27 protein-coding genes are annotated in these 23,013 nt (G+C 66.8%); 12 read left to right on the top strand and 15 right to left on the bottom strand.

The annotated features are described in order from the left end of the window. Positions 1-12: 12 nt before the first annotated feature. Together E6C72_RS07170 and E6C72_RS07165 are read right to left on the bottom strand one after the other, a co-directional pair. A complete protein-coding gene (locus tag E6C72_RS07170; protein WP_109442545.1) occupies positions 13-1,011 on the bottom strand; it encodes a glycosyltransferase family 1 protein in 999 nt (332 codons plus the stop codon). Beyond that, complete coding sequence (locus E6C72_RS07165; RefSeq protein ID WP_109442544.1) at positions 1,008-1,829, bottom strand: UDP-2,3-diacylglucosamine diphosphatase; 822 nt, start codon at positions 1,827-1,829, stop codon at positions 1,008-1,010. Before E6C72_RS07165 ends, E6C72_RS07170 begins: the two co-directional genes overlap by 4 nt. 221 nt (positions 1,830-2,050) lie before the next feature. Between E6C72_RS07165 and E6C72_RS07160 the strand changes: the two genes are divergently transcribed. Beyond that, complete coding sequence (locus tag E6C72_RS07160; RefSeq protein ID WP_109442595.1) at positions 2,051-3,022, top strand: diacylglycerol kinase family protein; 972 nt, start codon at positions 2,051-2,053, stop codon at positions 3,020-3,022. Between the two features lie 9 nt (positions 3,023-3,031). Here E6C72_RS07160 and E6C72_RS07155 read toward each other — a convergent pair whose 3' ends face one another. The 4 genes from E6C72_RS07155 to E6C72_RS07140 all read right to left on the bottom strand — a co-directional run bounded on the left by E6C72_RS07155 (position 3,032) and on the right by E6C72_RS07140 (position 5,677). After that, positions 3,032-3,664 carry a DNA-3-methyladenine glycosylase gene (locus E6C72_RS07155; RefSeq protein WP_109442543.1) on the bottom strand — a complete coding sequence of 211 codons (633 nt, stop codon included), beginning with the start codon at positions 3,662-3,664 and terminating at the stop codon, positions 3,032-3,034. Between the two features lie 44 nt (positions 3,665-3,708). Then, positions 3,709-3,951 carry a phosphoribosylformylglycinamidine synthase subunit PurS gene (gene purS / locus E6C72_RS07150; RefSeq protein WP_109442542.1) on the bottom strand — a complete coding sequence of 81 codons (243 nt, stop codon included), beginning with the start codon at positions 3,949-3,951 and terminating at the stop codon, positions 3,709-3,711. Between the two features lie 54 nt (positions 3,952-4,005). Next, positions 4,006-4,770 carry a phosphoribosylaminoimidazolesuccinocarboxamide synthase gene (gene purC, locus E6C72_RS07145; protein WP_042697247.1) on the bottom strand — a complete coding sequence of 255 codons (765 nt, stop codon included), beginning with the start codon at positions 4,768-4,770 and terminating at the stop codon, positions 4,006-4,008. 133 nt (positions 4,771-4,903) lie between these two features. Beyond that, entirely contained in the window at positions 4,904-5,677 is a 774-nt protein-coding gene (locus E6C72_RS07140; RefSeq protein WP_109442541.1) for an NRDE family protein, read from the bottom strand. 189 nt (positions 5,678-5,866) lie between these two features. Here E6C72_RS07140 and E6C72_RS07135 point away from each other — a divergent pair, with 189 nt between their 5' ends. Next, positions 5,867-6,187, top strand: a complete 321-nt coding sequence (locus E6C72_RS07135; protein WP_109442540.1) for a DUF1476 domain-containing protein — start codon at positions 5,867-5,869, stop codon at positions 6,185-6,187. An 82-nt stretch (positions 6,188-6,269) separates the two neighbouring features. On the opposite strand, the gene E6C72_RS07130 is transcribed toward E6C72_RS07135, so the two are convergent. Continuing rightward, entirely contained in the window at positions 6,270-7,136 is an 867-nt protein-coding gene (locus E6C72_RS07130; RefSeq protein WP_109442539.1) for an N-formylglutamate amidohydrolase, read from the bottom strand. Positions 7,137-7,399: 263 nt separating this feature from the next. On the opposite strand from E6C72_RS07130, the gene E6C72_RS07125 reads away from it, so the two are divergent. Continuing rightward, entirely contained in the window at positions 7,400-8,353 is a 954-nt protein-coding gene (locus E6C72_RS07125) for a succinylglutamate desuccinylase/aspartoacylase family protein (RefSeq protein WP_109442538.1), read from the top strand. 24 nt (positions 8,354-8,377) lie between these two features. On the opposite strand, the gene E6C72_RS07120 is transcribed toward E6C72_RS07125, so the two are convergent. Further along, complete coding sequence (locus E6C72_RS07120; RefSeq protein WP_109442537.1) at positions 8,378-8,905, bottom strand: CreA family protein; 528 nt, start codon at positions 8,903-8,905, stop codon at positions 8,378-8,380. A gap of 125 nt (positions 8,906-9,030) precedes the next feature. Between E6C72_RS07120 and E6C72_RS07115 the strand changes: the two genes are divergently transcribed. After that, on the top strand, positions 9,031-10,191 hold the full coding sequence (locus E6C72_RS07115; protein WP_109442536.1) for an AI-2E family transporter: 1,161 nt from the start codon (positions 9,031-9,033) through the stop codon (positions 10,189-10,191). A 16-nt stretch (positions 10,192-10,207) separates the two neighbouring features. Here E6C72_RS07115 and E6C72_RS07110 read toward each other — a convergent pair whose 3' ends face one another. Then, positions 10,208-11,221: a DUF6352 family protein gene (locus E6C72_RS07110; RefSeq protein ID WP_109442535.1), complete on the bottom strand. Its 1,014-nt coding sequence runs from the start codon at positions 11,219-11,221 to the stop codon at positions 10,208-10,210. Positions 11,222-11,251: 30 nt separating this feature from the next. Continuing rightward, positions 11,252-12,289 carry an alpha/beta hydrolase gene (locus E6C72_RS07105; RefSeq protein WP_109442534.1) on the bottom strand — a complete coding sequence of 346 codons (1,038 nt, stop codon included), beginning with the start codon at positions 12,287-12,289 and terminating at the stop codon, positions 11,252-11,254. 169 nt (positions 12,290-12,458) lie between these two features. Between E6C72_RS07105 and E6C72_RS07100 the strand changes: the two genes are divergently transcribed. The 5 genes from E6C72_RS07100 (at position 12,459) to E6C72_RS07085 (ending at position 16,596) form a co-directional block, all read left to right on the top strand. Beyond that, on the top strand, positions 12,459-13,088 hold the full coding sequence (locus tag E6C72_RS07100) for a septal ring lytic transglycosylase RlpA family protein (RefSeq protein ID WP_109442533.1): 630 nt from the start codon (positions 12,459-12,461) through the stop codon (positions 13,086-13,088). Between the two features lie 466 nt (positions 13,089-13,554). Next, entirely contained in the window at positions 13,555-14,004 is a 450-nt protein-coding gene (locus tag E6C72_RS07095; RefSeq protein WP_109442532.1) for a MaoC family dehydratase, read from the top strand. 130 nt (positions 14,005-14,134) lie between these two features. Then, positions 14,135-15,076, top strand: a complete 942-nt coding sequence (locus tag E6C72_RS07090; protein WP_109442531.1) for a bifunctional riboflavin kinase/FAD synthetase — start codon at positions 14,135-14,137, stop codon at positions 15,074-15,076. 16 nt (positions 15,077-15,092) lie between these two features. Beyond that, the gene (locus E6C72_RS31705) at positions 15,093-15,269 is read left to right on the top strand and encodes a hypothetical protein (RefSeq protein WP_169055133.1); all 177 of its coding nucleotides are present in this window, start codon (positions 15,093-15,095) and stop codon (positions 15,267-15,269) included. A gap of 97 nt (positions 15,270-15,366) precedes the next feature. After that, positions 15,367-16,596 carry a multidrug effflux MFS transporter gene (locus tag E6C72_RS07085; RefSeq protein WP_348981184.1) on the top strand — a complete coding sequence of 410 codons (1,230 nt, stop codon included), beginning with the start codon at positions 15,367-15,369 and terminating at the stop codon, positions 16,594-16,596. On the opposite strand, the gene E6C72_RS07080 is transcribed toward E6C72_RS07085, so the two are convergent. Beyond that, positions 16,536-17,117 (bottom strand): MgtC/SapB family protein, encoded by a 582-nt coding sequence (locus tag E6C72_RS07080; RefSeq protein ID WP_109442530.1) that lies wholly within the window; start codon positions 17,115-17,117, stop codon positions 16,536-16,538. The genes E6C72_RS07085 and E6C72_RS07080 overlap by 61 nt on opposite strands. Positions 17,118-17,556: 439 nt before the next feature. Here E6C72_RS07080 and E6C72_RS07075 point away from each other — a divergent pair, with 439 nt between their 5' ends. Next, positions 17,557-18,693 carry a type III PLP-dependent enzyme gene (locus E6C72_RS07075; RefSeq protein ID WP_109442529.1) on the top strand — a complete coding sequence of 379 codons (1,137 nt, stop codon included), beginning with the start codon at positions 17,557-17,559 and terminating at the stop codon, positions 18,691-18,693. Positions 18,694-18,908: 215 nt separating this feature from the next. Here E6C72_RS07075 and E6C72_RS07070 read toward each other — a convergent pair whose 3' ends face one another. Further along, the gene (locus E6C72_RS07070) at positions 18,909-19,121 is read right to left on the bottom strand and encodes a DUF1127 domain-containing protein (RefSeq protein WP_109442528.1); all 213 of its coding nucleotides are present in this window, start codon (positions 19,119-19,121) and stop codon (positions 18,909-18,911) included. A gap of 313 nt (positions 19,122-19,434) precedes the next feature. On the opposite strand from E6C72_RS07070, the gene E6C72_RS07065 reads away from it, so the two are divergent. Continuing rightward, entirely contained in the window at positions 19,435-20,148 is a 714-nt protein-coding gene (locus E6C72_RS07065) for an HAD family hydrolase (RefSeq protein WP_109442527.1), read from the top strand. Between the two features lie 12 nt (positions 20,149-20,160). Beyond that, a complete protein-coding gene (locus E6C72_RS07060; protein WP_109442526.1) occupies positions 20,161-20,523 on the top strand; it encodes a cupin domain-containing protein in 363 nt (120 codons plus the stop codon). Positions 20,524-20,547: 24 nt separating this feature from the next. Here E6C72_RS07060 and E6C72_RS07055 read toward each other — a convergent pair whose 3' ends face one another. From E6C72_RS07055 to E6C72_RS07045, 3 genes are all read right to left on the bottom strand, one after another. Then, positions 20,548-20,781: a hypothetical protein gene (locus E6C72_RS07055; protein ID WP_109442525.1), complete on the bottom strand. Its 234-nt coding sequence runs from the start codon at positions 20,779-20,781 to the stop codon at positions 20,548-20,550. 117 nt (positions 20,782-20,898) lie between these two features. Then, positions 20,899-22,401: a tripartite tricarboxylate transporter permease gene (locus tag E6C72_RS07050; RefSeq protein WP_109442524.1), complete on the bottom strand. Its 1,503-nt coding sequence runs from the start codon at positions 22,399-22,401 to the stop codon at positions 20,899-20,901. Beyond that, positions 22,398-22,874, bottom strand: a complete 477-nt coding sequence (locus tag E6C72_RS07045) for a tripartite tricarboxylate transporter TctB family protein (RefSeq protein ID WP_109442523.1) — start codon at positions 22,872-22,874, stop codon at positions 22,398-22,400. Before E6C72_RS07045 ends, E6C72_RS07050 begins: the two co-directional genes overlap by 4 nt. Positions 22,875-23,013: the final 139 nt, after the last annotated feature.

Here is a 23,013-nt window from a genome sequence, read left to right as displayed (position 1 = left end):
CCAGACGCCCCCTTACGTGAAGGGCCGCAGGTTCGACAGGAACTGTTCGGCCGACCGGCGCCAGGAATAGCCCAGCGCATAGTCGCGGCAGGCCTGCCCCGGGATCGTCAGGGCGCCTTCGACCGCGCGCTTCAAATCCTCGTCCAGGCAACCGGCGCCGGAGCCGTCGACCACGTCCAGCGGTCCCGGCACCGGATAGGCCGCCACCGGCACGCCCGATGCCAGCGCTTCCAGCAGCACCAGCCCGAAGGTGTCGGTGCGCGACGGGAAGACGAAGACGTCGGCGGCGGCGTAGTGCTTGGCCAGCTCCTCGCCATGCTTGGCGCCGACCCAATGGACGCCGGGGTATTTGCGCTGCAACTCCTCCCGCGCCGGACCGTCACCGACCACCACCTTGGTGCCGGGCAGGTCGAGGCGCAGGAAATCCTCCAGGTTCTTCTCCACCGCGACGCGGCCGACATACATCGACACAGGGCGCGGCAGATCGAGGAAGTCCTTGTCGCGGGGACGGAACAGTTCGGTATCGACGCCGCGGGTCCAGCGGCGGATGTTGGCGAAGCCGCGGGTCTTCAGCGCATCCTCGATGGTCTGGGTCGCCACCATCACCGCCGAGGACGGCTTGTGGAAGCGGCGGACCACCGCATAGGACAGCGCCAGCGGGATCGGCGCGCGGTCGCGCACATATTCGGGAAAACGCGTGTGGTAGGCGGTGGTGAAGGGCTTGCCATGCTTCAGGCAATAGGAGCGCGCGGCGAAGCCCAGCGGCCCTTCGGTGGCGATGTGGATGCAGTCGGGCCGCAGTCCCTCGATCATCGCCCACAGCCGCCGCTTCGCCCCGACCGCCAGCCGGATTTCCGGGTAGGACGGCATCGGCAGGGTGCGGAAGCGGTCTGGGCCGATCACCTCGACGCTGTGGCCCATCGCCTCCAGCTCGCCGCGGACGGTGCCGATGGTGCGCACGACGCCGTTCACCTGCGGATGCCAGGCGTCGCTGACGATCAGGATGTTCACGCCGCTTCCCGTTCCTTCGCCGTGACCTTGCCCGCACCGGAACCGGGGACCGGAAGCCGCTGCGCCATGACCTCCGTCCAGTGGATGATCTCCAGCGCGCCACTGTCGTGCTCGACCAAGGCGGTGCAGGACTCGACCCAATCGCCGTCGTTGCAATAGAGGATTCCTTCGATATCGCGCATCTCGGCGGTGTGGATGTGGCCGCAGACGACGCCGTCGACCTTGCGGCGGCGGGCTTCCTCGCCGAGCGCCTCTTCGTATTTGCCGATGAACTCCACCGCGGTCTTGGCCTTGTGCTTCAGGTAGGCCGACAGCGACCAGTAATTGAAGCCCAGCTTGCGGCGCCCCCAGTTGAACAGGGTGTTGACGTGCAGCAGCGTGACGTAGGCGTGGTCGCCCAGCAGGGCCAGCCACTTGGCGTAACGCACCACCGCGTCGAATTTATCGCCGTGGGTGATCAGCAGGCGCCGGCCGTCGGCGGTGGTGTGGACCCATTCATCCACCACATGCACCCCGCCGAACTGCAACCCGACGTAATCGCGCGCCGCCTCGTCGTGATTGCCGGGGATGTAATAGACCTCGACCCCCTTGCGGGCGCGGCGCATGATCTTCTGCACCACGTCATTGTGGGCCTGCGGCCAATACCAGCTTTTCTTCAGCCGCCAGCCGTCGACGATGTCGCCGACCAGGAACAGGTGCTCCGATTCGGTGTGCTTCAGGAAATCGAGAAGCAGTTCCGCCTGACAGCCGCGCGTTCCCAGATGAACGTCGGATATCCAGATGCTGCGGTAACGCTTGACCGCTGGGACGGCGTCCATCTTCCGCTCCGTCGTCGCCATGGCCGGTTGGCCATCAAGACAACTGCCGTATAATCGAAAGCCATCCATCTTGACAATGATTTGGAACCATCGCACCTATTCGTCACAACATTTTGGGCAATCGTCATAACGTCGCAGTTTTACTGTAACGCTACCGTCGCGGGCCCTTCACTGTTCTGCAACAGATGGCGCTCCATGCGCCGGCCAGGGAGAGCGAATCGGTGCGCGACACGGTGCTGATGGACGAAAGCCCGGCGATCGAAGCCGGTGATGGCGGGGATGCGGCGATCAAGGTGCGGCGGCTGCTGGTGATCCACAACCCGACCGCCGGCGGGCGGCGGGCACGCCGGCTGCGTGCGGTGGTGTCCCGGCTGGAGGCGCGTGGCATCGGCGTCACCGTCAGGCCGACCGGCAAGCGCGGCGATGCCGAGGAGTTCGCCGGTGCCGCCGATCCCGCCAACGTCGACGCCGTGGTGGCGGCCGGCGGCGACGGCACCATCAACGAGGTCATCAATGGGCTGGCGGTTCATGCCGACGCGGGCCGGCCGCTGCCGCTGGGCATCGTGCCGATGGGCACCGCCAATGTGCTGGCGGCCGAACTGGGCCTGACGACGGATGCGGGGCGCATCGCCGCCGCGATTGCCGGCGGGCGGCAAACGGCGATCTGGCCGGCGCTGGCGAACGGCCGGGTGTTTTCGCTGATGGCCGGGGTCGGGCTGGACGCCCGGGTGGTGGAGCGGGTCGATCCCCGGGTGAAGCGGCTGATCGGCAAGGGCGCCTATGTGGCGGAAACCCTGGTTCAGCTGGCGACCCGGCCGGACCATCGCTACCGCGTCACGCTGGATAACGGCGAACCGCAGGAGGTGGCATCGGTCATCGTCGCCAAGGGGCATTTCTATGGCGGACGCTTCATCTGCGCCCCCGATGCCCGGCTGACCGAGCCGGACCTGCATGTCTGCCTGTTCCCGCGCGGCGGGCGGCTGAACACGCTGCGCTATGTCTGGGGCGTCACCGCCGGGCGGCTGGCGCACTTTCCGGACTATCGCGTGGTGACGGCCAAGCGCGTGCGGATCGAGGGGCCGGCGGGCGACGGACTGTTCGCCGACGCGGTGCAGGGCGACGGCGACGTGCTGGCCCGACTGCCGGTGGAGATCACGCTGGCGGGATGGAGGCTGCCGGTGCTGGCGGGGTAAAAGGAACAATCACCGCCCGGGCGGCAGGCCCCGCGCCGCCCTCGCCTGCTCCTGCAAGGCCACGTAATGGTGCCAGACCAGCCGTGCCGCCAGCGAACGATAGGGCCGCCACGGCTCGGCAACCTCGATCAGCTGCTTGGCCGTCGGCTTGTCCGACCAGCCCTTCAGCCGCTGGACGCCCAGCTGGATCGCCAGATCGCCGATGGGCCAGATGTCCGGCCGGTCGAGCGTGGTCATCAGGTAAACCTCGGCGCTCCAGCGGCCGATGCCCTTCAGCGCGACGAGCCGGGCAATCGCCTCCTCGTCGGGCAAACCGTGAATGATGTCGAAATCGAGGCGGCCGCTCGCCACCGCCTCGGCGAGACCGCGGGCATAGCCGATCTTCTGGCGGGAGAAGCCGCAGGCGCGCAAGCTCTCGTCGTCGAGCGCCAGGATGGCGTCAGGGGTGACGGCACCACCCAGCCGGTCCTGCAACTTGGCCCATAGGGCCAGCGCCACCTTGGTGGAGAGCTGCTGCTCCATCACCATGCGCAGCAGGCCGACGAAGCCGGTCGGCCGGGTGAAATCGCGAACCACCGGACCGCCGACGCGCAAGCATTCGGCGAAAATTGGGTCGAGCGCGGCCAGATGCTCAGCGTTCATGCTCGACGCTCATCGGCCGCGCCCCATTGCCCGAGACCAGTGGATCAGGCCACCAGCTCGATGGCGTAATCCTCGATCACGGTGTTGGCGAGCAGCTTGCTGCACATCGCCTCGACTTCCCGACGGGCGGTCGCCTCGTCGGTGCTCTTGAGCTGCAGCTCGATCACCTTGCCGGCGCGGACGTCCTCGACGCCGTCGAAGCCCAGCGTGTGCAGCGCGTGCGCGATGGCCTTGCCCTGGGGGTCGAGAACGCCGCGCTTGAGGGTGACGTGAACCTTGGCCTTCATCGGATGTCCGCTCGCTTTGGGGTGTTGGTGGAGGGGGTGGTTACTGAATGACGGTCACTGGATCGTCTTGGGGCCCTTGACGTCGCTCGGCCCACCTTCCGGCAGAATGCCGAGGCGCCGCGCGACCTCCTGATAGGCTTCCTCGACACGGCCGAGATCCTGGCGGAACCGGTCCTTGTCCAGCTTCTCGTTGGTCTTGACGTCCCACAGCCGGCAGTTGTCGGGGCTGATCTCGTCCGCCAGGACGATCCGCATCTCCTCGTTCTCCCACAGCCGGCCGAACTCCAGCTTGAAGTCCACCAGCTTGAGCCCGATGCCGAGGAAGAGGCCGGACAGATAGTCGTTCACGCGCAAGCTGAGCGCGACCATGTCGTCGAGATCCTGGGGAGCCGCCCAGCCGAAGGCGGTGATGTGCTCCTCCGAGACCATCGGGTCGTTCAGCTCGTCCGACTTGTAGTAGTATTCGATGATGGACCGCGGCAGCGGCGTGCCTTCGGGAATGCCGAAGCGGCGCGACAGGCTGCCGGCGGCGACGTTGCGGACGACGACCTCGATCGGGATGATCTCCACCTCGCGCACCAGCTGCTCGCGCATGTTCAGGCGGCGCATGAAGTGCGTGGGCACGCCGATCTCGGACAGACGGCTCATCAGATACTCGGAGATGCGGTTGTTCAGCACCCCCTTGCCGGTGATGACGCCCTTCTTCTGGTTGTTGAAGGCGGTGGCGTCGTCCTTGAAGTACTGCACCAGGGTGCCCGGCTCCGGCCCTTCGAAGAGTACCTTGGCCTTGCCTTCGTAGATGCGCCGGCGTCGTGTCATCGCGTCTTCGTCCAAATACGTAAGGACCGGTCAAGCGAGCTTGCCGGCCCAGGAATGTGCCTGAGTGATATAGCAAGCCGGGTGCACGAACACAACGACGGGGGCTGGAGGGCAGGATTGTGCGGTGGCCGGCTCACAGCTCCACCGGCGCATAGTCCACCGCGTGCGGCCGGCCGGGGGCGAAGTGCCAGATCGGGTTCAGGTCCGGCCGCTCCACCCGCGGCACCGCCAGCAGCGAGCTGGACGAGGTGCCGAAGCCGCTGGGCAGCAGGAAGTCCATGGCGCCGCGTTCGTCCGACGTGCCCTCCCATATGCGGCTGCCCATCAGCTCCGGCCAGCCGCCCCAGGCGAAGGACTTCGCGTCGGATGCGTCAACAGTCGGCGGCACCGCATGCTCGAACAGCGGGCGGTAGAAGGACGTGCGCGGGTCCTGCGGGTCGTCCATCTCGAAGGCGGTCAGCATATGGACGCCGGTGGGGATCGACGACACCTCCGGCCGGTGGCGCGGGTTGGCGCCGCGGTGGACGACCAGATAGGCATCGCGGTTGTCGGCGATCACAAGGTTGAACGGGCGGTAGGCACGGATGTCGAGGTCGGCGAAGCTGCGCGCCGCGTCGGCCGCGTCGGCATGGTCCAGCGCGTCCAGCACCAGTTCGCCGCGCGACCGCTTGCCGGCCTCCGGCCCCAGCGTGCCGAAGCGGTTGAGGATGACCGCCACCACCCCCTCGTCGTTCAGCCCCATCCAAGAGCCGCCGGCCAGCTCGTCGAGCCCGGCGACTACGTTGGGCCGGTCGGGCCAGTGGCGGGCCGGGGGCAACCAGGGGCGCCCCTTCATCTCGTCACGGTTTCCGGCGACAACCAGCGGCCAGGTTGCGTCGGGTCGCCGCAGGAGGATCACGCTGCACATGCCATGCCCTGTCTTTCGTTTGAGTCTTTGCGGTCCGTGTCTTTCGAGGCTCTGGATCCTATCCGGCCGGCCGGGGAAACTCCGCACAATATCCGCGGCTGCGACGCGGCGAGGCAGTGACGACAACCGCTTCCGGGCTATATAATCTCTGGAAACGGGAGCGAAACCAATAAAGGAGCCTGGGTCCCCATGACGACCTTCGACGACCGCGAAAAGGCCTTCGAGAACAAGTTCCAACACGACGAGGACCTGCTCTTCCGCATCCGCGCCCGGCGCGACCGGCTGGCCGGCGAATGGGCCGCCGACCTGATGGGGCTGTCCGGGGCGGAGGCCGAGGCCTATGCCCGCCAGATCGTGGACACCGACATCGCCACTCCCGGCCCGCACGACATCCGGGACAAGCTGTCCGCCGACCTTCACGCCCGCGGGGTCGACATCTCCGACCACCGGGTTGAAAAGCAGATGGCGCATTTCCTGGACATCGCACGCCAGCAGATCACCCAGGCGTAACCTGGGGAATGATCCTCGGGACGTAATCCTGAGGGCCTGACAATGGTTTCGCGGCCCCGCCGACCCTGTCTCGGCGGGCCGCCTACTCCGCCGCGCGGTTCAGGACGCGTTGACCGGCATAGTCGGCAATGCGGGAAATCAGCGCATCGATCTCGCCCTTCAGCCGGGCGAAGCCGTCGTGACGTTCCAGCGTCTCCTCGTTCATGTAGAGGCGCCGGTTGATCTCCAGCTGGATCGAATGGCGGCCGCGCGCGGGCTCGCCGTAGCGCGCGAGCAGTTCCACCCCCTTGTACGGGTCGTTGATCGCCACGCGGTGGCCGAAGCCGCGCAAGGTGTCCGCCACCAGCCGGACGAATCCCGGCTCGCTGGTGGTGCCATCGCGGTCGCCGATGACGAAATCCACCGCCAGCGGGTCGCGCCCGTCCGGCCGCAGCGACGACGGCATCGAATGGCAGTTGACGTGCCACACGGCACCGAACCGCTCCGCCAGTCCATCCAGCGCCATGCGCATCTGGGCATGATAGGGGCGGTAATAGCGGTCTATGCGGTCGGCCACCAGGGCGGCCGGCAGCTTCCCGTCATAGAGCGGCACGTCCGGCCGCAGCATGGCGCGGATCAACCCCATGCCGAGCGTGCTGCGCGGTGTCGGCCGCAGCCTCATCGGCAGGTCACCATCGATCATCGCCGGGTCGATGTCGTCGACAGCGCGGTTCACGTCGATGCAGGTGCGGGGAAACAGCGCACACAGCAGCGTGGCGCCATGGTCGGGAGCGGTGGCGAACAGCTCCTCGACATGGCTGTCCTCGGCCTGCCGCAACAGGGGATGTGGACAGATCACCCGGAAATCGGCGGGATAGACGCAGCCGCTGTGCGGCGAGTCGAACAGCACCGGAAGGCGCCGGCCGACCGGGTCGTTGCGGACAAGAACGTCATCGATCACGAAGCTCATCGACCGGCCCCGACCAGACAACCCGGGAATAACAACCTCACGTTCAACCGCCGCCCTGGCCGCCATCATTGATAATGGCGGACCCTATAACCCAAGCGTCAACCCCCAGTCGACGGCAATTCGTCATGATCCTGCCATGCCGCAGCAACATCGCGCCATGCGAATCAGCCAAAAAAACCGCAGCCCCCGACCGGCCCGTACTGGCGTGGAGTCGCTTGGTTCGCCATACTGTTTGAAGCGTCCACCGCTGGCGAGCTTGCCGCTTGACCGACCCGCTCTTCGCCCCCGTCGAACTCATCCCGCCGGACATCGCGCCCTACCGGCGCGGCAACACCGGCATCGACCACGTCACCAGCCTGTCCGCGGCGGAACCGGGGCCACATGTGGTGCTAAACGCGCTCGTCCACGGCAACGAACTGTGCGGTGCCATCGCTCTGGACGCCCTGCTGCGCATGGGGTTGCGGCCGACGCGGGGACGGCTGACCTTCGTCTTCGCCAACACCGCAGCCTACGCCACTTTCGACCGCCAGAACCCCTACGCCTCGCGTTATCTGGACGAGGACTTCAACCGCCTGTGGTCACCGGACCAACTGGACGGCCGGCGCGACAGCGTCGAGCTTCGCCGCGCCCGTGTGCTGCGTCCGGTCTATGAGTCGGCGGACCTGCTGCTCGACCTGCATTCGATGACGGCGGACACCGCACCCCTGACCCTGTGCGGACGGACCACGCGCGGGCGCGATCTGGCGCTCGGGCTCGGTTATCCGGCCTGGGTGGTGGCGGACGGCGGCCACGCCGGCGGCAAGCGGCTGATCGATTACGGCAGTTTCGCCGAGCCGGAGGGATCCCACACCGCCATTCTGGTCGAATGCGGCCAGCATTGGCGGACCGAGACGGCGACGGTGGCGCTGGAAAGCTGTCTGCGCCTGCTGCTCGGCCTGGAGATGATCGAGCCCCCCGCGCATGGTCCGAAGATGCGCCCGCGCACCGACCCGCAGCGGGTGGTCGAGGTGACCGAGGCCATCACCGCCGCCAGCGAACGCTTCCGCTTCACCGCCCCCTTCGTCGGCATGGAGGTAATCGGCCGCGCCGGAACCGTCATCGGCTGGGACGACGGCCACGCGATCGTCACCCCCTATGACGACTGCGTCCTGATCATGCCCGCCCGCCGCGTGAAGATCGGCCAGACGGCGGTAAGGCTCGGGCGGATCGCGGGGTAAAGACGACGAGCGCCGCCCCCGCCCTCACTTCGCCGCCGGCTTGCCCTTCGTCCAGGTCGCGTTGGCGCTGAACAGCGGCACGGTGGAGATCGAGGTCTTGGCCGAGGCGTCCTTCACCTGTCGGCTGTACACCACATAAACCAGCGTGTCGTTCGGCCGGTCGTAGATGCGACGGATGGCGATCGACTTGAAAATCAGGCTTTTCCGTTCGGAGAAGACCTCCTCCCCCTTCTGCGACAGGTCGATGTCACCGACCGTCACCGACCCGGTCTGGCGGCAGGCGATGGAGGCGTTGGACGGATCCTCGAACCAGTTGCCCTTGCTCAGCCGGTCGATCAGGCTGCGGTCGAAATCGACCAGATGGCAGGTGATGCCCTTTACCTTGGGATCCTCGATCGCCTGGACCTGCAGGCCGTTGCCGGTCCAGTCGTTGGAAAAGCGGCCGACCACGTCGTCCGCCGCCAGCGCCGGGCGCAACGGAAGCCCGGCGGCCAGCAGGCCCAGAACCAAAAGGCCGGCGGAAACGTTCATCAGGGGAAACGGACTGCGCATTGCGACTGGGTCTCCGGCAAGGACGGGCGGGGACCGCGAGCGACGCGGTCCGGCAAAACACTCCCCTAGATCGGAGGGTCGGGCGCCACCGTCAAGCGTCGTCCTTCGGAGGTCCGGCCACCGCGATGACAGACCGCAGCCAGTTCGCCACGATCCCCCCTACGCTCCCGCCAGCGCCCGAGGCGCCGCTCGCCGGCACGCCGGAACCGGTGACCCAGCCCCTGCCCCCGCCCGGCCACCGCCGCGACCCGCTGACCGTCGGCGTCGTCGGCCTGTTCGTCATCGCCGTGCTGTTCGCCCTGTATTTCGGGCGCGACGTGCTGCTGCCGATCATGCTGGCGCTGATCCTCAGCTTCCTGCTGCGGCCGCTGGTACGCGCGCTCTATCGCATCGGCGTGCCGGAGGGAATCGGCGCCGCCATCATGGTGATCACACTGTTCGGCGGCGTGCTGCTGGCGGTCTACACCCTGTCCGCCCCGGCGGCGGAATGGGTGAACCGCATGCCGCGCGTCCTGCACGAGCTGGAATTCAAGCTGGGCGACGTCCGCGCCGGCATCGAGCGCGCCCGCGAGGCCTCCCGCCAGATCGAACAGATCACCAAGGAGACCGGCAACGAGGCCGGTCCGGTCCGCGAAGTGGTGGTGCGCGGCCCGACGCTGATGGAGCAGGCGGTCAGCCAGGTCGAATCGGTGCTCGCCAATGTCGTGATCCTGCAGGTTCTGCTCTATTTCTTTCTGGCCCGGGGCCGCCATTCGCTGGAGGCGCTGATCGGCACCATGCGCAACGTCGACGACCGCGTGCATTACGCCATGGTGGCGGCGACCCTGCAGCAGAACATCGCCGCCTACCTGCTGACCATCACGCTTATCAACACGGTACTCGGTGTGGCGACCGGGCTGGTGATGTGGCTGTGGGGGTTGCCCAACCCGGCATTGTGGGGGGTGATGGTGGCGCTGGCCAACTACATCCCCTTCATCGGCCCCGCGGTGATGACCGGCGTGTTCTTCCTGGTGTCGGTCCTGACCTTCGACGGCATCGGCACCATCATCCTGCCGCCCTTGTCCTTCGTGGCGCTGACGACGATCGAGGGCAATTTCCTCACCCCGATGATCGTCGGCCGCCGCCTGTCGCTGAACCCGATCGCGGTGTTCGTGTCGATCCTGTTCTGGGGCTGGCTGTGGGGCATCCCCGGCGCGCTGCTGGCCGTGCCGATCCTGGCGATCCTGAAGATCCTGTTCGACGCGCACGAGCCGCTGAAGCCGGTGGGGGCGCTGCTGGGCGGGTGAGGCGGCGGATGCCCCCTCACGCCACCGACGCCAGCGGCAGATTCACCAGCAGGTTCTGCGGCTTCAGCTTCAGCCGCTTGCCCTCCGTCATCGCCAGCCCGAGATAGACCGGCCGGCCAGCGAGGTCGGGACGCATCGCGGCGGGGTCGGCGAAGTCCAGGCGGAACAGGGCGAGGATGCGGGCCAGCCGGTCCTCCCCGACCTCGATGCCGTTGTACAGGTCGTTGAGGATCGCGGTGGCAGAACTGTCCAGCCCGACATGCCAGACCCAGCGGTCGTCGCGGATGTTCTGCACCGGCTGGATGTTGACCGTCACGCCGAGGAAATGCGCGACCCAGACCTCCAGCACGCGGGCCAGAGCATCCAGCCCGGCGGCGGCGAAGGTGATGTCCAGCACCGTGTCGTGCCGGGCGTCTCGGCCCCAGTAGAGCGGGTGGTTGGTCTCGTCCAGGATGTCCAGCTCGACGCTGCGCGGCGCCGTACCGGCCTCCACCACCAGCCGGCCGAGCGAGCCGAAGCCGCCGGACGCCGCCATCGTCTCCACAATTTCGGCATCGGCGACGCGGACGCGGCCGTCCTCCACCGACACCGTCTGTTCGCGGAAGAACAGCTCCCCCGCCCGCGCCCGCAGGCCGGACGGCGTCTCGTCGAGGATGCCGCGCAGAATGGCATGGGCCAGCTGGTCGATGAACAGGCCAGGCACGCCGCGAGCGCCCTCGCGGAACAGTCGGATGTAGCAGCCCTCCAACGTCCCGGCGGCGAGCAGCCGGTCGCGGAAGGCGAGCCAGACCTGGAAATTCTCCCGCGCGTCCGCATCGGCGATGGCGTCGATCAGCGGGACCGGCACGACGCGCGCCGGATCGTCCAGCAGGGCGGCGTGCAGCGTGCGCTCGGCGTCGCAGGCCTCCTCCGGCGGTCGCATCTCGGGCCGGAGCAGATAGGCGCGCAGGAAATCGGGCGTCACCGCCAGATGGTTGTCGGCGTCGCGGGTCAACAGGTGGAAACCGGACGCCGTCCAGAAATCGGTCATGCTGCTGGGCACCTCTGGTCCTGAAGGAGCCTATCCGACGACAGAGCCGTCGGCCGGCGCAAGTGTCTTGTGTTGAAGCGTCCGGTCGAGAAAGGCGTCGATGTCGGCCCACACCCGGTCGCGGATGACGTCGCACTCCATCAGCAGCTCGTGCCGCGCGTCGGGATACTCGACAAGATGGGCGTTGCCGAGCCGCGCGGCCACCGCCCGGTGCACCTTCGCCCGCACCACCCGGTCCCCCGGCGCGCTCAGCAGCAGCACCGGCGTGCGCACCCGCTCCAACGGCAGGCCGTCACGCAACGCCTCCTCGGCATCGAGCGCGGCGGCGACCCAGGCGAAGCTGACGCCGCCGACGCGCAGTTGCGGCCGCTCGGCAAAGGGGCTGTGGAAGGCGGCATAGCGCCGCGGATCGGCGGTGATCTTGTTGTCGAGGCGGAAGCGCCCCTCCGCCGGATCATAATCACCCTGCCCCAGCGCATAGCGGGCACCCCAGCCGCAGGCGAGCCCGAGGCTGGCCAGCACCCGCACCAGCCAGCGCGGCAGCAGGCCGCTGTGGATGGCGTACATCGGCGCCGCCAGCAGGACGGCGGCGTAGCGGCCGGGATCGTCGTCGACATGGCGGGCCATCGCCAACGTCGTCACCAGCCCCCCCATCGAATGGGCCAGCAGGATCACCGGACCACCCGTCTCCGCCGCCACCGGCGCCACCACCTGCCGATGGACCTCGTCGAGATCGTCCACCAGAGTCATGAAATCGGTCAGATGATGGATCTGACGGTTGGGCAGCGGCCGGTCGGACAGGCCCTGGTTGCGCCAGTCGAGCGCCACCACGCGGAAACCGCGGGCGGTCAGCGCCCCCGCGGTCTCGGCATATTTCTCGATGAACTCCGCCCGGCCGGTCAGCACCAGCGCCGTGCCGCGGGCCCGCTCCGGCTTCGGCCAGACGGCGACGCGCAGCCGCACCCCGTCGGGCATTGCGATGCGACGCATCTCCACCGGCGCACCCGCGCCATTGGAGACGTGATCCGCCGCAAATTCGGATGCAGTCCAGGCGGCATCATCGGCCATGCTTTCTCCCCTGACCGTTGTGTTGTGGACCGGAATGGCGCCGGGAAGGGCCAACCACTCCGAATTCGTCAAGATATTAGAAACCAGAAATAGTGGTGGCGTCTTGCATCGATTCCGCCAGGGAACTCTTTTCCTTGAATGGCGTTGGTGCGCCGTTGGAGGTGTACCGATGAAGACAAAACGCATCATCGTCCTGGCGCTTACCGCCACGACCCTGAGCGGGACTGCCGTCCCGGTATTGGCGAACGAGAAGGCCAAGGTTCCCCCCGTGCATGTCGAGCATGAGGATGGCGAGGAGATCCTCGTCCACAAGGGGGAAGCGTCCTTCTACAGCCAGAAGTTCCACGGCCGCACCACGGCGAGCGGCGAAACGATGAATCAGAACAAGCCGACCGCCGCCTCGCGCACCCTGCCGCTGGGCGCCAAGGCGACCGTCACCAACCAGGAGAACGGCAAGAGCGTCGACGTCATCGTCAACGACCGCGGCCCCTATGTCGATGGCCGCGTGATCGACCTGTCACGCTCCGCCGCCAGGAAACTCGACATGATCGAGGACGGCACCGCCCCGGTGAAGGTGGAGGTCAAACCGTCGGAGCAGCCGACCGACACCGCCCGTGAAAAAGTGGAGGAAAAGGTGGACCAGCTGACACCCGGCAATCAGGTCGCCCAGGGGCAGGTCGCCCAGGGGCAGGTCGCCCAGGGCCAAGTCGCCCAGGGCGGATCCGGCCGGACCGGCACCAGCGGCAACACAGGCGGGAGCAGAAGCGACACAGTGTCGCACTCCGGCTCGGGAAAGTAATGCTGCGGCGCGGCGAAGAGGTCTCCCGATTCGCCGCATTCGCTGCCGAATTTTTATTGCGCCGCCGAACCAACAGTCACCATACGGTCAAGCTGTTGAAAAGAACGGGACTTCGCCACCGGCTGTCCAGCCGGTGGTGGAAAAGTCGCACCCATGGCGCCGCGTTGGCGGGAGCGGCATGAGCTTTTCCGATAAGCCTATGATCTGCCACAATTTCCCTTGCATTACCTGACCCCACAAGTAATCCATTACCGTCGGACCCGTTGGCATTGGAGCGATGCCTGCCGGATGGGGCGATCGGCTTTCCTGCGGACTTGCGCGGAACGTTAGAGATTTTTTTGCATTTTTGGAGGAGACGTGGTGCCATTCCCCTCGCTGCGGCGCACACGACGCATTGCAGCGAACGGCACGGCGCGCTTTGCGTCAGATGCCGGAACAGGCACCGAGAGAAAGAGGAATTGCTGCGATGGACGACGTGCGTCAGGTCCGCAAGGATACCGAAGGCTACTGCATCGAAGACCTGACCGTCGGCATGACGGCCAGCTTCGCCAAGACGGTGACGGAAGCCGACATCGTCCTGTTCGCGGGCATTTCCGGCGACACCAACCCGGTCCACATCAACCAGGAATACGCCGCCACCACCATGTTCCAGGGCCGCATCGCCCATGGCATGCTGACGGTCGGCTTCATCTCGGCCGTTCTGGGCACCAAGCTGCCGGGGCCGGGCTGCATCTACATGAGCCAGACGCTGAAGTTCAAGGCGCCGGTCCGCGCCGGCGACACCGTCACCGCCCGCGCCACCATCACCGAGCTGATCCCGGAAAAGCGCCGCTGCGTCATCAAGACCGTCTGCACCGTCGGCGAGACCGTGGTGGTCGAGGGCGAGGCACTGCTGATGGTCCCGTCGCGCGGCTGACCGGAGACCGCTGATTGGCCTGCTTGGAAGCGTAAAACACGCCGGCGCGTTTACCCCGCGCCGGCGTCGGTCTATATAGACGCCCGAGCAAGCGGACCCGCCGGGATCCGCCCACAGCACCGGGGCGCGCATGCGACTGTACAGACACACCGCCGACCTGCCGGCCGAAGAGCGGGGCGCCGTCGTGGCGCTCGGCAATTTCGACGGTGTCCATCGCGGGCATCAGACGGTCATCGGCACCGCCCAGCGCCTTGCGGCGGAGATGGGCGCACCCTCGGCCGTCGTCACCTTCGAGCCGCATCCGCGCAGCGTCTTCCGTCCCGACGATCCGCCCTTCCGCCTGACGCCCTTCCGCGTCAAGACCCGCCAGATCGAGGCGCTGGGCGTCGACCAGCTGATCGTCTGCCATTTCGACGACGGCTTCCGGCACAAGACCGCGCAGGACTTCGTCGACGAGGTGCTGGTCGCCGGGCTGGGCGTGCGCCACGTCGTCTGCGGCTATGACTTCCTGTTCGGGCACAAGCGGTCGGGCAATCCCGCCGTCCTGCTGCAGGCCGGGCGCGCCCAGGGCTTCGGCGTGACCGAGGTCGGGCCGGTGTCCGACGAGCAGGGCGGCGTCTATTCCTCCACCCGCGTGCGCGACGCGCTGACCGCCGGCCACCCGCGCGAGGCCGCCTATGTGCTGGGCCATCCCTGGGAGATCGAGGGGAGGGTCGTCCATGGCGACCAGCGGGGCCGCACCATCGGCTTCCCCACCGCCAACATCGAATTGGGCGAATATCTGCGCCCGGCCTTTGGCGTCTATGCGGTGCGCGCCGGCATCGATCGCGGCGGCGAGACCGTCTGGCTGCCGGGTGTCGCCAACCTGGGCGCCCGCCCCACCGTCGATGGCACGGTGGCGCGGCTGGAAGCCCACCTGTTCGATGTCGACCTCGACCTGTACGATCTGCATCTGCGGGTCCAGATGATCGACTTCCTGCGGCCGGAAATGAAGTTCCCCAGCTTCAACGCGCTGAAGGACCAGATCGTGCAGGATGCCGCCGCCGCCCGCGCCGTGCTGGCGGCCGGCTGACCGGAGGGGTTGGGTGATGGAACGGGTGCTGATGCTGCTGTTCATGCTGAACCAGGGCGGCCCGACGACGCTGGAATTCTCCAGCTTGGAGCAATGCAAGGCGGCAGAGCCGATCATCATCCAGAACTACCGCGAGATGACCGGCAACACGGTGCTCTCGCGCTGCATCCGCATGGTGCTGCCGGCGAAGTGACCGGACAGTTGGCGATCCGCGCTGGCGGCGGTGGTTTCATCTGATACAGTGCGGCCCCGTCCCCGCTTCCCGCCGCAAGTCACCACCCGCCCCATCCATGCCACGTCCCGACTCCCTGACCATCCGCGTTCTGCTGACGGCGCTCGTCGCCTTCGGCCCGCTGTCCACCGACCTCTATCTGCCGTCGCTGCCCACACTGGTGCGGGTGTTCGGCACCGATGTCGCCACGGTCCAGCTGACCCTGTCAATCTTCCTGGTCGGCTTCGCGGTGTCGCAGCTGGTCTATGGCCCGATGTCCGACCGCTTCGGCCGCCGCCCGACCCTGCTGGTGGGGGTGGCGATCTATCTGGCGGCCAGCGCCGTCTGCGCCATGACCGGCAGCGTCGAGGCACTGATCGCCGCCCGCTTCTTCCAGGCGCTGGGCGCCTGCTGCGGCCCGGTGGTGGCGCGTGCGGTGGTGCGCGACGTGTTCGGGCGCGACCGGGCGGCGACGGTGCTGGCCTACATGTCGATGGCAATGGCGCTGGCCCCGGCAGTGGGGCCGATGCTGGGCGGCGTGCTGACGGAGTGGTTCGGCTGGCGCGCCAACTTCGTGCTGCTGACGATCTTCGCCTGCGGCATTCTCGGCGCCGTCTGGTCGCTGCTGGGCGAGACCAACGCCCATCGCGACGAGGAGGCCTTGCTGCCCGGCCGGCTGGCCGCCAACTACCTGCTTCTGCTGCGCAACCGCGGCTTCGTCGGCTATGTGCTGGTGGTGGGTTTCTCCTACAGCGGCATCTTCTCCTTCATCTCCGGCTCATCCTTCGTCCTGATCGAGCAGCTGCACCTGACCCCAGCGCAGTATGGCGCCAGCTTCGGCGCGGTGGTGCTGGGCTACATGCTCGGCACCTTCCTGGCCGGGCGGCTGACACCGCGGCTGGGCGGCGCGCGGATGATCCGGATCGGCACACTGCTGTCGCTTGGCGGCGGCTTGGCGGGAGCGGCGCTGGCGCTGGCCGGTGTGCTGCACCTGCTGGCGATCGTTGTGCCGGTCTTCCTGTTCATCCTGGGTGCCGGGCTGACCCTGCCGAACGCCAGCGCCAACGCCGTCGGCCCCTACCCCTCCATGGCCGGGCTGGCCTCCTCGCTGCTGGGTTTCGCGCAGATGGCCCATCGCCGCGGTCATCGGCATCGTGGTCGGCCACCTGAACAACGGCACCGCCGTGCCGATGATGGGCGCCATCGGGCTGGTGGGTCTGGGCGCGCTGCTGGCGCACCGGCTGCTGGTCATCCCCGCGGCGACGGGCGGGCGATCCGCCTGATCCGGCCCTGTTGGGAATGGCCCTGATGTGAGGAATGGCGGGCTGCGCGTCGGCGCTCCCGCGTCTTGCCGTCGTCATCGCCATCTTCCTTTCCCAACTGCGGAAAGCGGTCCAGCAGGATGGTGAACAGGATCGTCACGATCAGGCACAGGCCCAGCGTCATCCCCGCCAGCAGGTAGTATCCGGCGCCGCAGGCGATCCCCAGCGCCCCAGCCACCCAGATCACCGCCGCGGTGGTCGCTCCGCGCACGCTGTCGCCGGAGCGGAACATCACCCCGGCGCTGATGAAGCCGACCGCCTGGGCCACGCCCTGGATGACGCGCACCGGATCGCTCGGCCGGTCGTCCCCCGTCGCCTGCAAGCCGGCGAACAGTTCCAGCGCCACCAGCGTGGTCAGCGCGCAACTGATGGATATCAGCGTATGCGTGCGCAACCCTGCCGCCTTGCCGCGCATCTCGCGGTCGAGTCCCAGCAAGGCACCGCAAAAGGCGGCCGCCAGCAACCGCAACCCGATCTCCTCCGCAGTCAGAACATTAGTCAAGCCCATGAAATTGCTCCGGTTTTTCAGCCTCCCAAACGGTCTGCCACTTTTTTGGGTCGGACCGCATTTTTCACTTTGCATTCGATCGCGTTGGATCTATGTAACGCGAACTCGCAAGCGCACGTGCCGCTGGCCCGCCCCTCGGCGTCTCCGAGATGTGGTTATGCAACGACGTAACGCGTGATCCCCGACCGTCCCTTAAACAAGGCGGCGACTTGGAGGTTACGATGGTTGATGTTGTTGTGGGTGGGCGCGTGCTCACCCGTCTCCGAAATCTGCCGCTCCTGGACCATACGGACAGAACAGGGTTCTGTACGGGGCAATCCAGTATTTGCGGCCTGAGCGCCTGATCAGCTTTTTCAGTTGCTGATCGGCACGCTCGGCCGCTCCGTTCCCCCCGACTTCGCCCTTTCCGTTCCATCATCTTGCGTCCCAGGAGACTGAGATGACCCAGAAGATTGCGCGCTTTTTCGAAGAGCAGCGCCCGCAGACCCCTTGCCTTGTCATCGATCTGGATGTCGTCGAGCAGAACTACAACGATCTGCATGACGCCCTGCCCGACGCCCGCATCTTCTATGCGGTGAAGGCGAACCCGGCCGCGGAAATCCTCAGCCTGCTGGCCCGTCTCGGCTCCGCCTTCGACTGCGCCTCGGTCCCGGAAATCCAGATGGCGCTGGCCGCCGGCGCCACGCCGGACCGCATCTCCTTCGGCAACACCATCAAGAAGGAAAGCGACATCCGCCGCGCCTTCGAGCTGGGCGTGCGCCTGTTCGCCTTCGACAGCGAGCCAGAACTGGAGAAGATCGAGCGCGCCGCCCCCGGTGCCCGCGTCTTCTGCCGCATCCTGACCTCGGGCGAGGGCGCCGAATGGCCGCTGTCGCGCAAGTTCGGCTGCGACCTGAAGATGGCGCGCGAGCTGCTGCTGAAGGCCCGCGACATGGACGTGCAGCCCTACGGCGTGTCCTTCCATGTCGGCTCGCAGCAGAAGGACCTGATGCAGTGGGACCACGCCATCTTCCAGGTGGCGCAGCTGTTCCGCGAACTCGAGGTGCTGGGCGTCGATCTGGGCATGATCAACCTGGGCGGCGGCTTCCCCACCCGCTACCGCACCGACGTGCCGGAATGCACCGCCTACGGCCAGGCGATCTTCGACTCGCTGCGCACCCACTTCGGCAACCACCTGCCGGAGACCATCGTCGAGCCCGGCCGCGGCATGGTCGGCAGCGCCGGCATCATCGAGAGCGAAGTGGTCCTGGTGTCGCGCAAGTCGGCCGAGGACACCAAGCGCTGGGTCTATCTGGACATCGGCAAGTTCGGCGGCCTGGCCGAGACGATGGACGAGGCGATCCAGTACCCGATCGAGGTGCTGGGCGATGAGGAGGATGAGGACCGCGAAGCGGTGATCCTGGCCGGCCCGACCTGCGACAGCGCCGACGTGCTGTATGAGCGTGCCGACTACAAGATGCCGATGGGTCTGAAGGCCGGCGACCGCGTGCGCATCCATGCCACCGGCGCCTACACCACGACCTACTCGGCCGTCTGCTTCAACGGCTTCGAGCCGCTCAAGCATTACTGCATCTGAGGATGGCGGCGGGGCAGCGCCCTGCTCCTTCTTCAGCCCGTCAAGAAAAAGCCCGCCTGCCGGTTCTCCCGGCGGCGGGCTTTTTCCTTTCCAGCAGGGTGTTTTTTGTGCAGCCTAATTTTTCAGCATGACCGACTGACGGACAAAGAAAAAGGCCGCTTCCGATCAACGGAAGCGGCCTTTTCCGGTGCGTTCGCCGGCCGGCGTACAGGCGCTCATTCGCGCCAGAACGGCTTCGACATCTCGCGCTCGGCGTCCAGGCGGCTGAAGCCGATGTCCTGCAGCATACGGTCGTCCAGATAACCCAGCTCGCGGCGGGTCACAACGCGCTGGCGCCACAGGCCCAGCAGGTTCGAGGCGACTTCGACGATGTGGCCGAAGGTGGTGGTGGAGTGGCCGGTCTCGGCCGAATGCAGAAGGGTTGCCATGATGGAGATTCCTGAGATGTCTTGTTTTGGAGGGTCCGCCGGTCGGCGATCACGTCCTCCTTGTGTGGAAATATAATTACGCTCCTTCGAGCCCTGTTGCCACCCCTCTCGGCAACATGCCCGCTTTGCAGGCAGCGAAGAACTCGCCATGGAATGTCACCGATCTGTGGCAAAATCGTCATTGTGGATACTTACGGTTCGCTACACTGACAATAAAGAAGCCTCGCGAAGACACCCCCTGGACAAGGCAGACCGACTTGGGTGATGTATTGTTTTACTTACGGATCAATCCTGCGGACCAGTGGACAGGCTGATGAGCAGCACCCTCCCCACCGCCAGCCAGCAGTTCGAGACCATCGGCTTCGATGGCGATGACACGCTCTGGCACAATGAATCGCTGTTTTCGATGACGCAGGACCGCTTCCGCGCCCTGCTGGCCCATGCCGCCGACCCGACCGATCTAGACCGCCGCCTGCTGGAAGCGGAACGGGCGAACCTCCGCGTCTATGGCTACGGCATCAAGGGCTTCGTGCTGTCGATGATCGAGACGGCGATCGCCGTCACCGACGGCCATGTCCCGGCGCGCGACCTGCAAAGCCTGATCGACTTCGGCAAGGCGATGCTGGAGCATCCAGTCGAGTTGCTGCCCGGCGTGCAGGAGGTGGTGGAAACGCTGGCCCGCCGCCACCGGCTGGTGCTGATCACCAAGGGCGACCTGTTCGACCAGGAGAGCAAGATCGCCCGCTCCGGCCTGTCGGAGCTGTTCCACGCGGTGGAGATCGTCAGCGAGAAGGACCCGGCCACCTATCGCCGGGTGATGGCCCGCCACGGCATCGACCCGGCCCGCTTCCTGATGGTCGGCAACTCGGCCCGCTCCGATATCCTGCCGGTTCTGGCGACCGGCGCCCATGCCGTCCACATTCCCTATGCCATCACCTGGGCGCATGAAGAGGCCGAGGTGCCGGACGAGCATTACCGCCGGCTGGAGTCGGTCCGTGATCTACCGGCGCTGCTGGCGGATTGGTGAGGAGTTCTGACGATGACCCTGCCTGCTTCCCTGTTTACCCTGCCCGACCTCGACGGCATCACGCCCGAGGCCGGCGCTCCGGCCGCCGATCGCATGCTCTCGGGAACCCCGGTCTTCACCACATGGAACGGCTACGAGTCGCCCGATGGAAAACGGTTCGCAGGCACCTGGCGGTCAACGCCCGGCTCCTGGCGCATCGTCTATGACGAGTGGGAATATTGCGAGATCCTGGAGGGCGAAAGCATCGTCGCCCATGACGACGGCCGGTCATGGCACCTGAAGGCGGGAGACCGCTTCATCATCGAGCCGGGGTTCCAAGGCAGTTGGACGGCGGTTGAGACAACGACCAAGCGCTATGTGGTGATCCTGCCCTGACGATGGCGTCAGCCGGTGATCTCGTCAGCCGGTGATCTCGATGGAATGCTGGGCGGCATTGTGACCGAGGATGGTGACGGCCTTGCGCCCGATCTCCACCGCAAGCACGCCGAGGACGAGGACGGAAGCGACCAGCATCAGCCGGGCGATGTCACGGGCCCAGCCACGCTTGCGGGCGTTGGCGCGGCGATGTTCCCGCAGCACGGCCTGCGCGGCACGGGCGTTCAGACGCTGTCCCATCCAGGCGGTGGCGGCCATGATGCGCTCCCCGTCATCCCAAACAATCGATATGCTTTTGTATCAAATTTTATATTGTTGAGCAAGGAACGAGTCCTGCAGCGGATTGCCACAGGACTCCTTCGATAGGACCGGCACCTATTCCTTGAAAGCCACCTCGCGCTGACGGCGGAAGGCCGGCAGCAGGATCAGGGCCAGCAATCCGGCGGCAACCGCCATCAGGCCGGCACTGATCGGCCGCGAGACGAAGATGGTCAGGTCGCCATGCGACAGCAGCATCGCCCGGCTCAGATTCTCCTCCAGCAACGGGCCGAGGACGAAACCCAGCAGCAGCGGCGCCGGTTCGCAATCCAGCTTCTTCAGCACGTAGCCGAACAGGCCGAAGCCGGCCATCATCACCACGTCGAAGACGTCGTTGCGCAGGCTGTAGGTGCCGATGCAGCAGAAGACCAGGATGGCCGGGAACAGATAGGCGTAAGGCACGCGCAGAAGCCGCACCCAGATGCCGATCAACGGCAGGTTCAGAACCACCAGCATGATGTTGCCGACCAGCATGCTGGCGATCATGCCCCAGAACAGCTCCGGCTGCTTGGTCATGATCTGCGGGCCGGGCGTGATGCCGTGGATCATCATGGCGCCGATCATCAGCGCCATCACCGCGTTGGACGGGATGCCGAGGCTGAGCATCGGGATGAAGCTGGCCTGGGCGCCGGCATTGTTGGCGGCCTCCGGCCCGGCGACGCCCTGGATGGCGCCCTTGCCGAAGGCAGCCGGATCGCGCGCCACCTTCTTTTCCAGCGCATAGGAGGAAAAGGCGCTGAGCGTCGCCCCGCCCCCCGGCAGGATGCCAAGGAAGGCGCCGAGCGCCGTGCCGCGCACCGCCGCCGGCCAGGCTTCCGTGAAGTCCGCCCAGGTCGGCCAAAGCCGATGGATCGGTGACGGTTCGATGCCGCGCCCCTCCGTCTCCTCCAGATTGATGATGATGTCGGCCAGACCGAACAGCCCCATGGCGAGCGGCACGAAGTCCAGCCCGTCGTAAAGTTGAGGAATGTCGAAGGTGAAGCGCATCTGGCCGGAATTGACGTCGGTGCCGACCATCGACAGCAACAGCCCGATCAGGATCATCGCCACAGCCTTGACGACGGAACCGTGGGCGAGGATCACCGCGCCGATCAGGCCGACCAGCATCAGCGCCACATACTCCGACGGGCCGAAGGCCAGCGCCACCCCGGCAAGCGGCGGGCCGGCGACGGCGATCACCAGCGTGGTGACGACGCCGGCGAACAGCGAGGCAAGCGCCGCCGTCGCCAGCGCCACGCCGCCGCGACCCTGGCGCGCCATGGCGTTGCCGTCCAGACAGGTCATCACTGAGGACGACTCGCCCGGAAGCTTCACCAGAATGGCGGTGGTCGAGCCGCCATACTGTGCACCGTAGAAGATGCCGGCCAGCATGATCAGCGCGCCGACCGGCGGCAGGTAGAAGGTGATCGGCAGCAGCAGCGCCACCGTCGCCGTCGGGCCCAAACCAGGCAGAACACCGATCAGCGTGCCGATCAGGGCGCCGATGAAGCAGTAGAGCAGGTTCATCGGCTCGACCGACACGCCCAGCCCGAGCCAGAGATTGGCGAACACGTCGATCATGGCCAGATCTGGAGCGGCAGGCCCAGCCCCCAGGAGAAGATGGCGACGCATGCGGAGGCCAGTGTGGCCCACAGCGCGGTGAAGGGGCCGGGACGCAGCGGCCGGCCGGCCAGTCCGCCGATCCCGATCAACGCCAGGATGGCGAGCACCAGCCCCAGCTTGTCGAGCAGGGTGGCGAAGGCGACCACAGCGACGGTGATGGCAACCGATGGCCGCCATGCCCAACCGAGCGCAGCCGGCGCGTCGGTGGTCAGGCCGCGCAGCATCGTCGCAAGCCCCGACGCCAACAGCAGATAGCAGATGAGCTGCGGAAAGAAGCCTGCCTGCATCATGGCAAGCGACCCGGCATCCCACTTGCGCGCCAACCACAATCCGCCGAGCGCGATGGCGGCGAGCAGCAGCCCGGCCGCAAGGTCCTGGGGCGATCTCAGCCGGATGGCGGCCGGCCGCGGCGATCTCAGGGTGTTTGTCATTCGATGGATGTCCGCTCTCTCAAGCACGCGACGGCGAAGGAACCGGCTGCGGCATTCTTTGCTTCGTGGGACGAGTCCGTTGGGCGGGAAACCCGGATCGGAGCGGTCCTGCCGAACCGGGCCGGCCGGGCGCGCCCGC

This window comes from Azospirillum sp. TSH100 (assembly GCF_004923295.1).
GTDB lineage: Bacteria > Pseudomonadota > Alphaproteobacteria > Azospirillales > Azospirillaceae > Azospirillum.
This window is presented reverse-complemented; position numbering and strand designations above follow the sequence as displayed.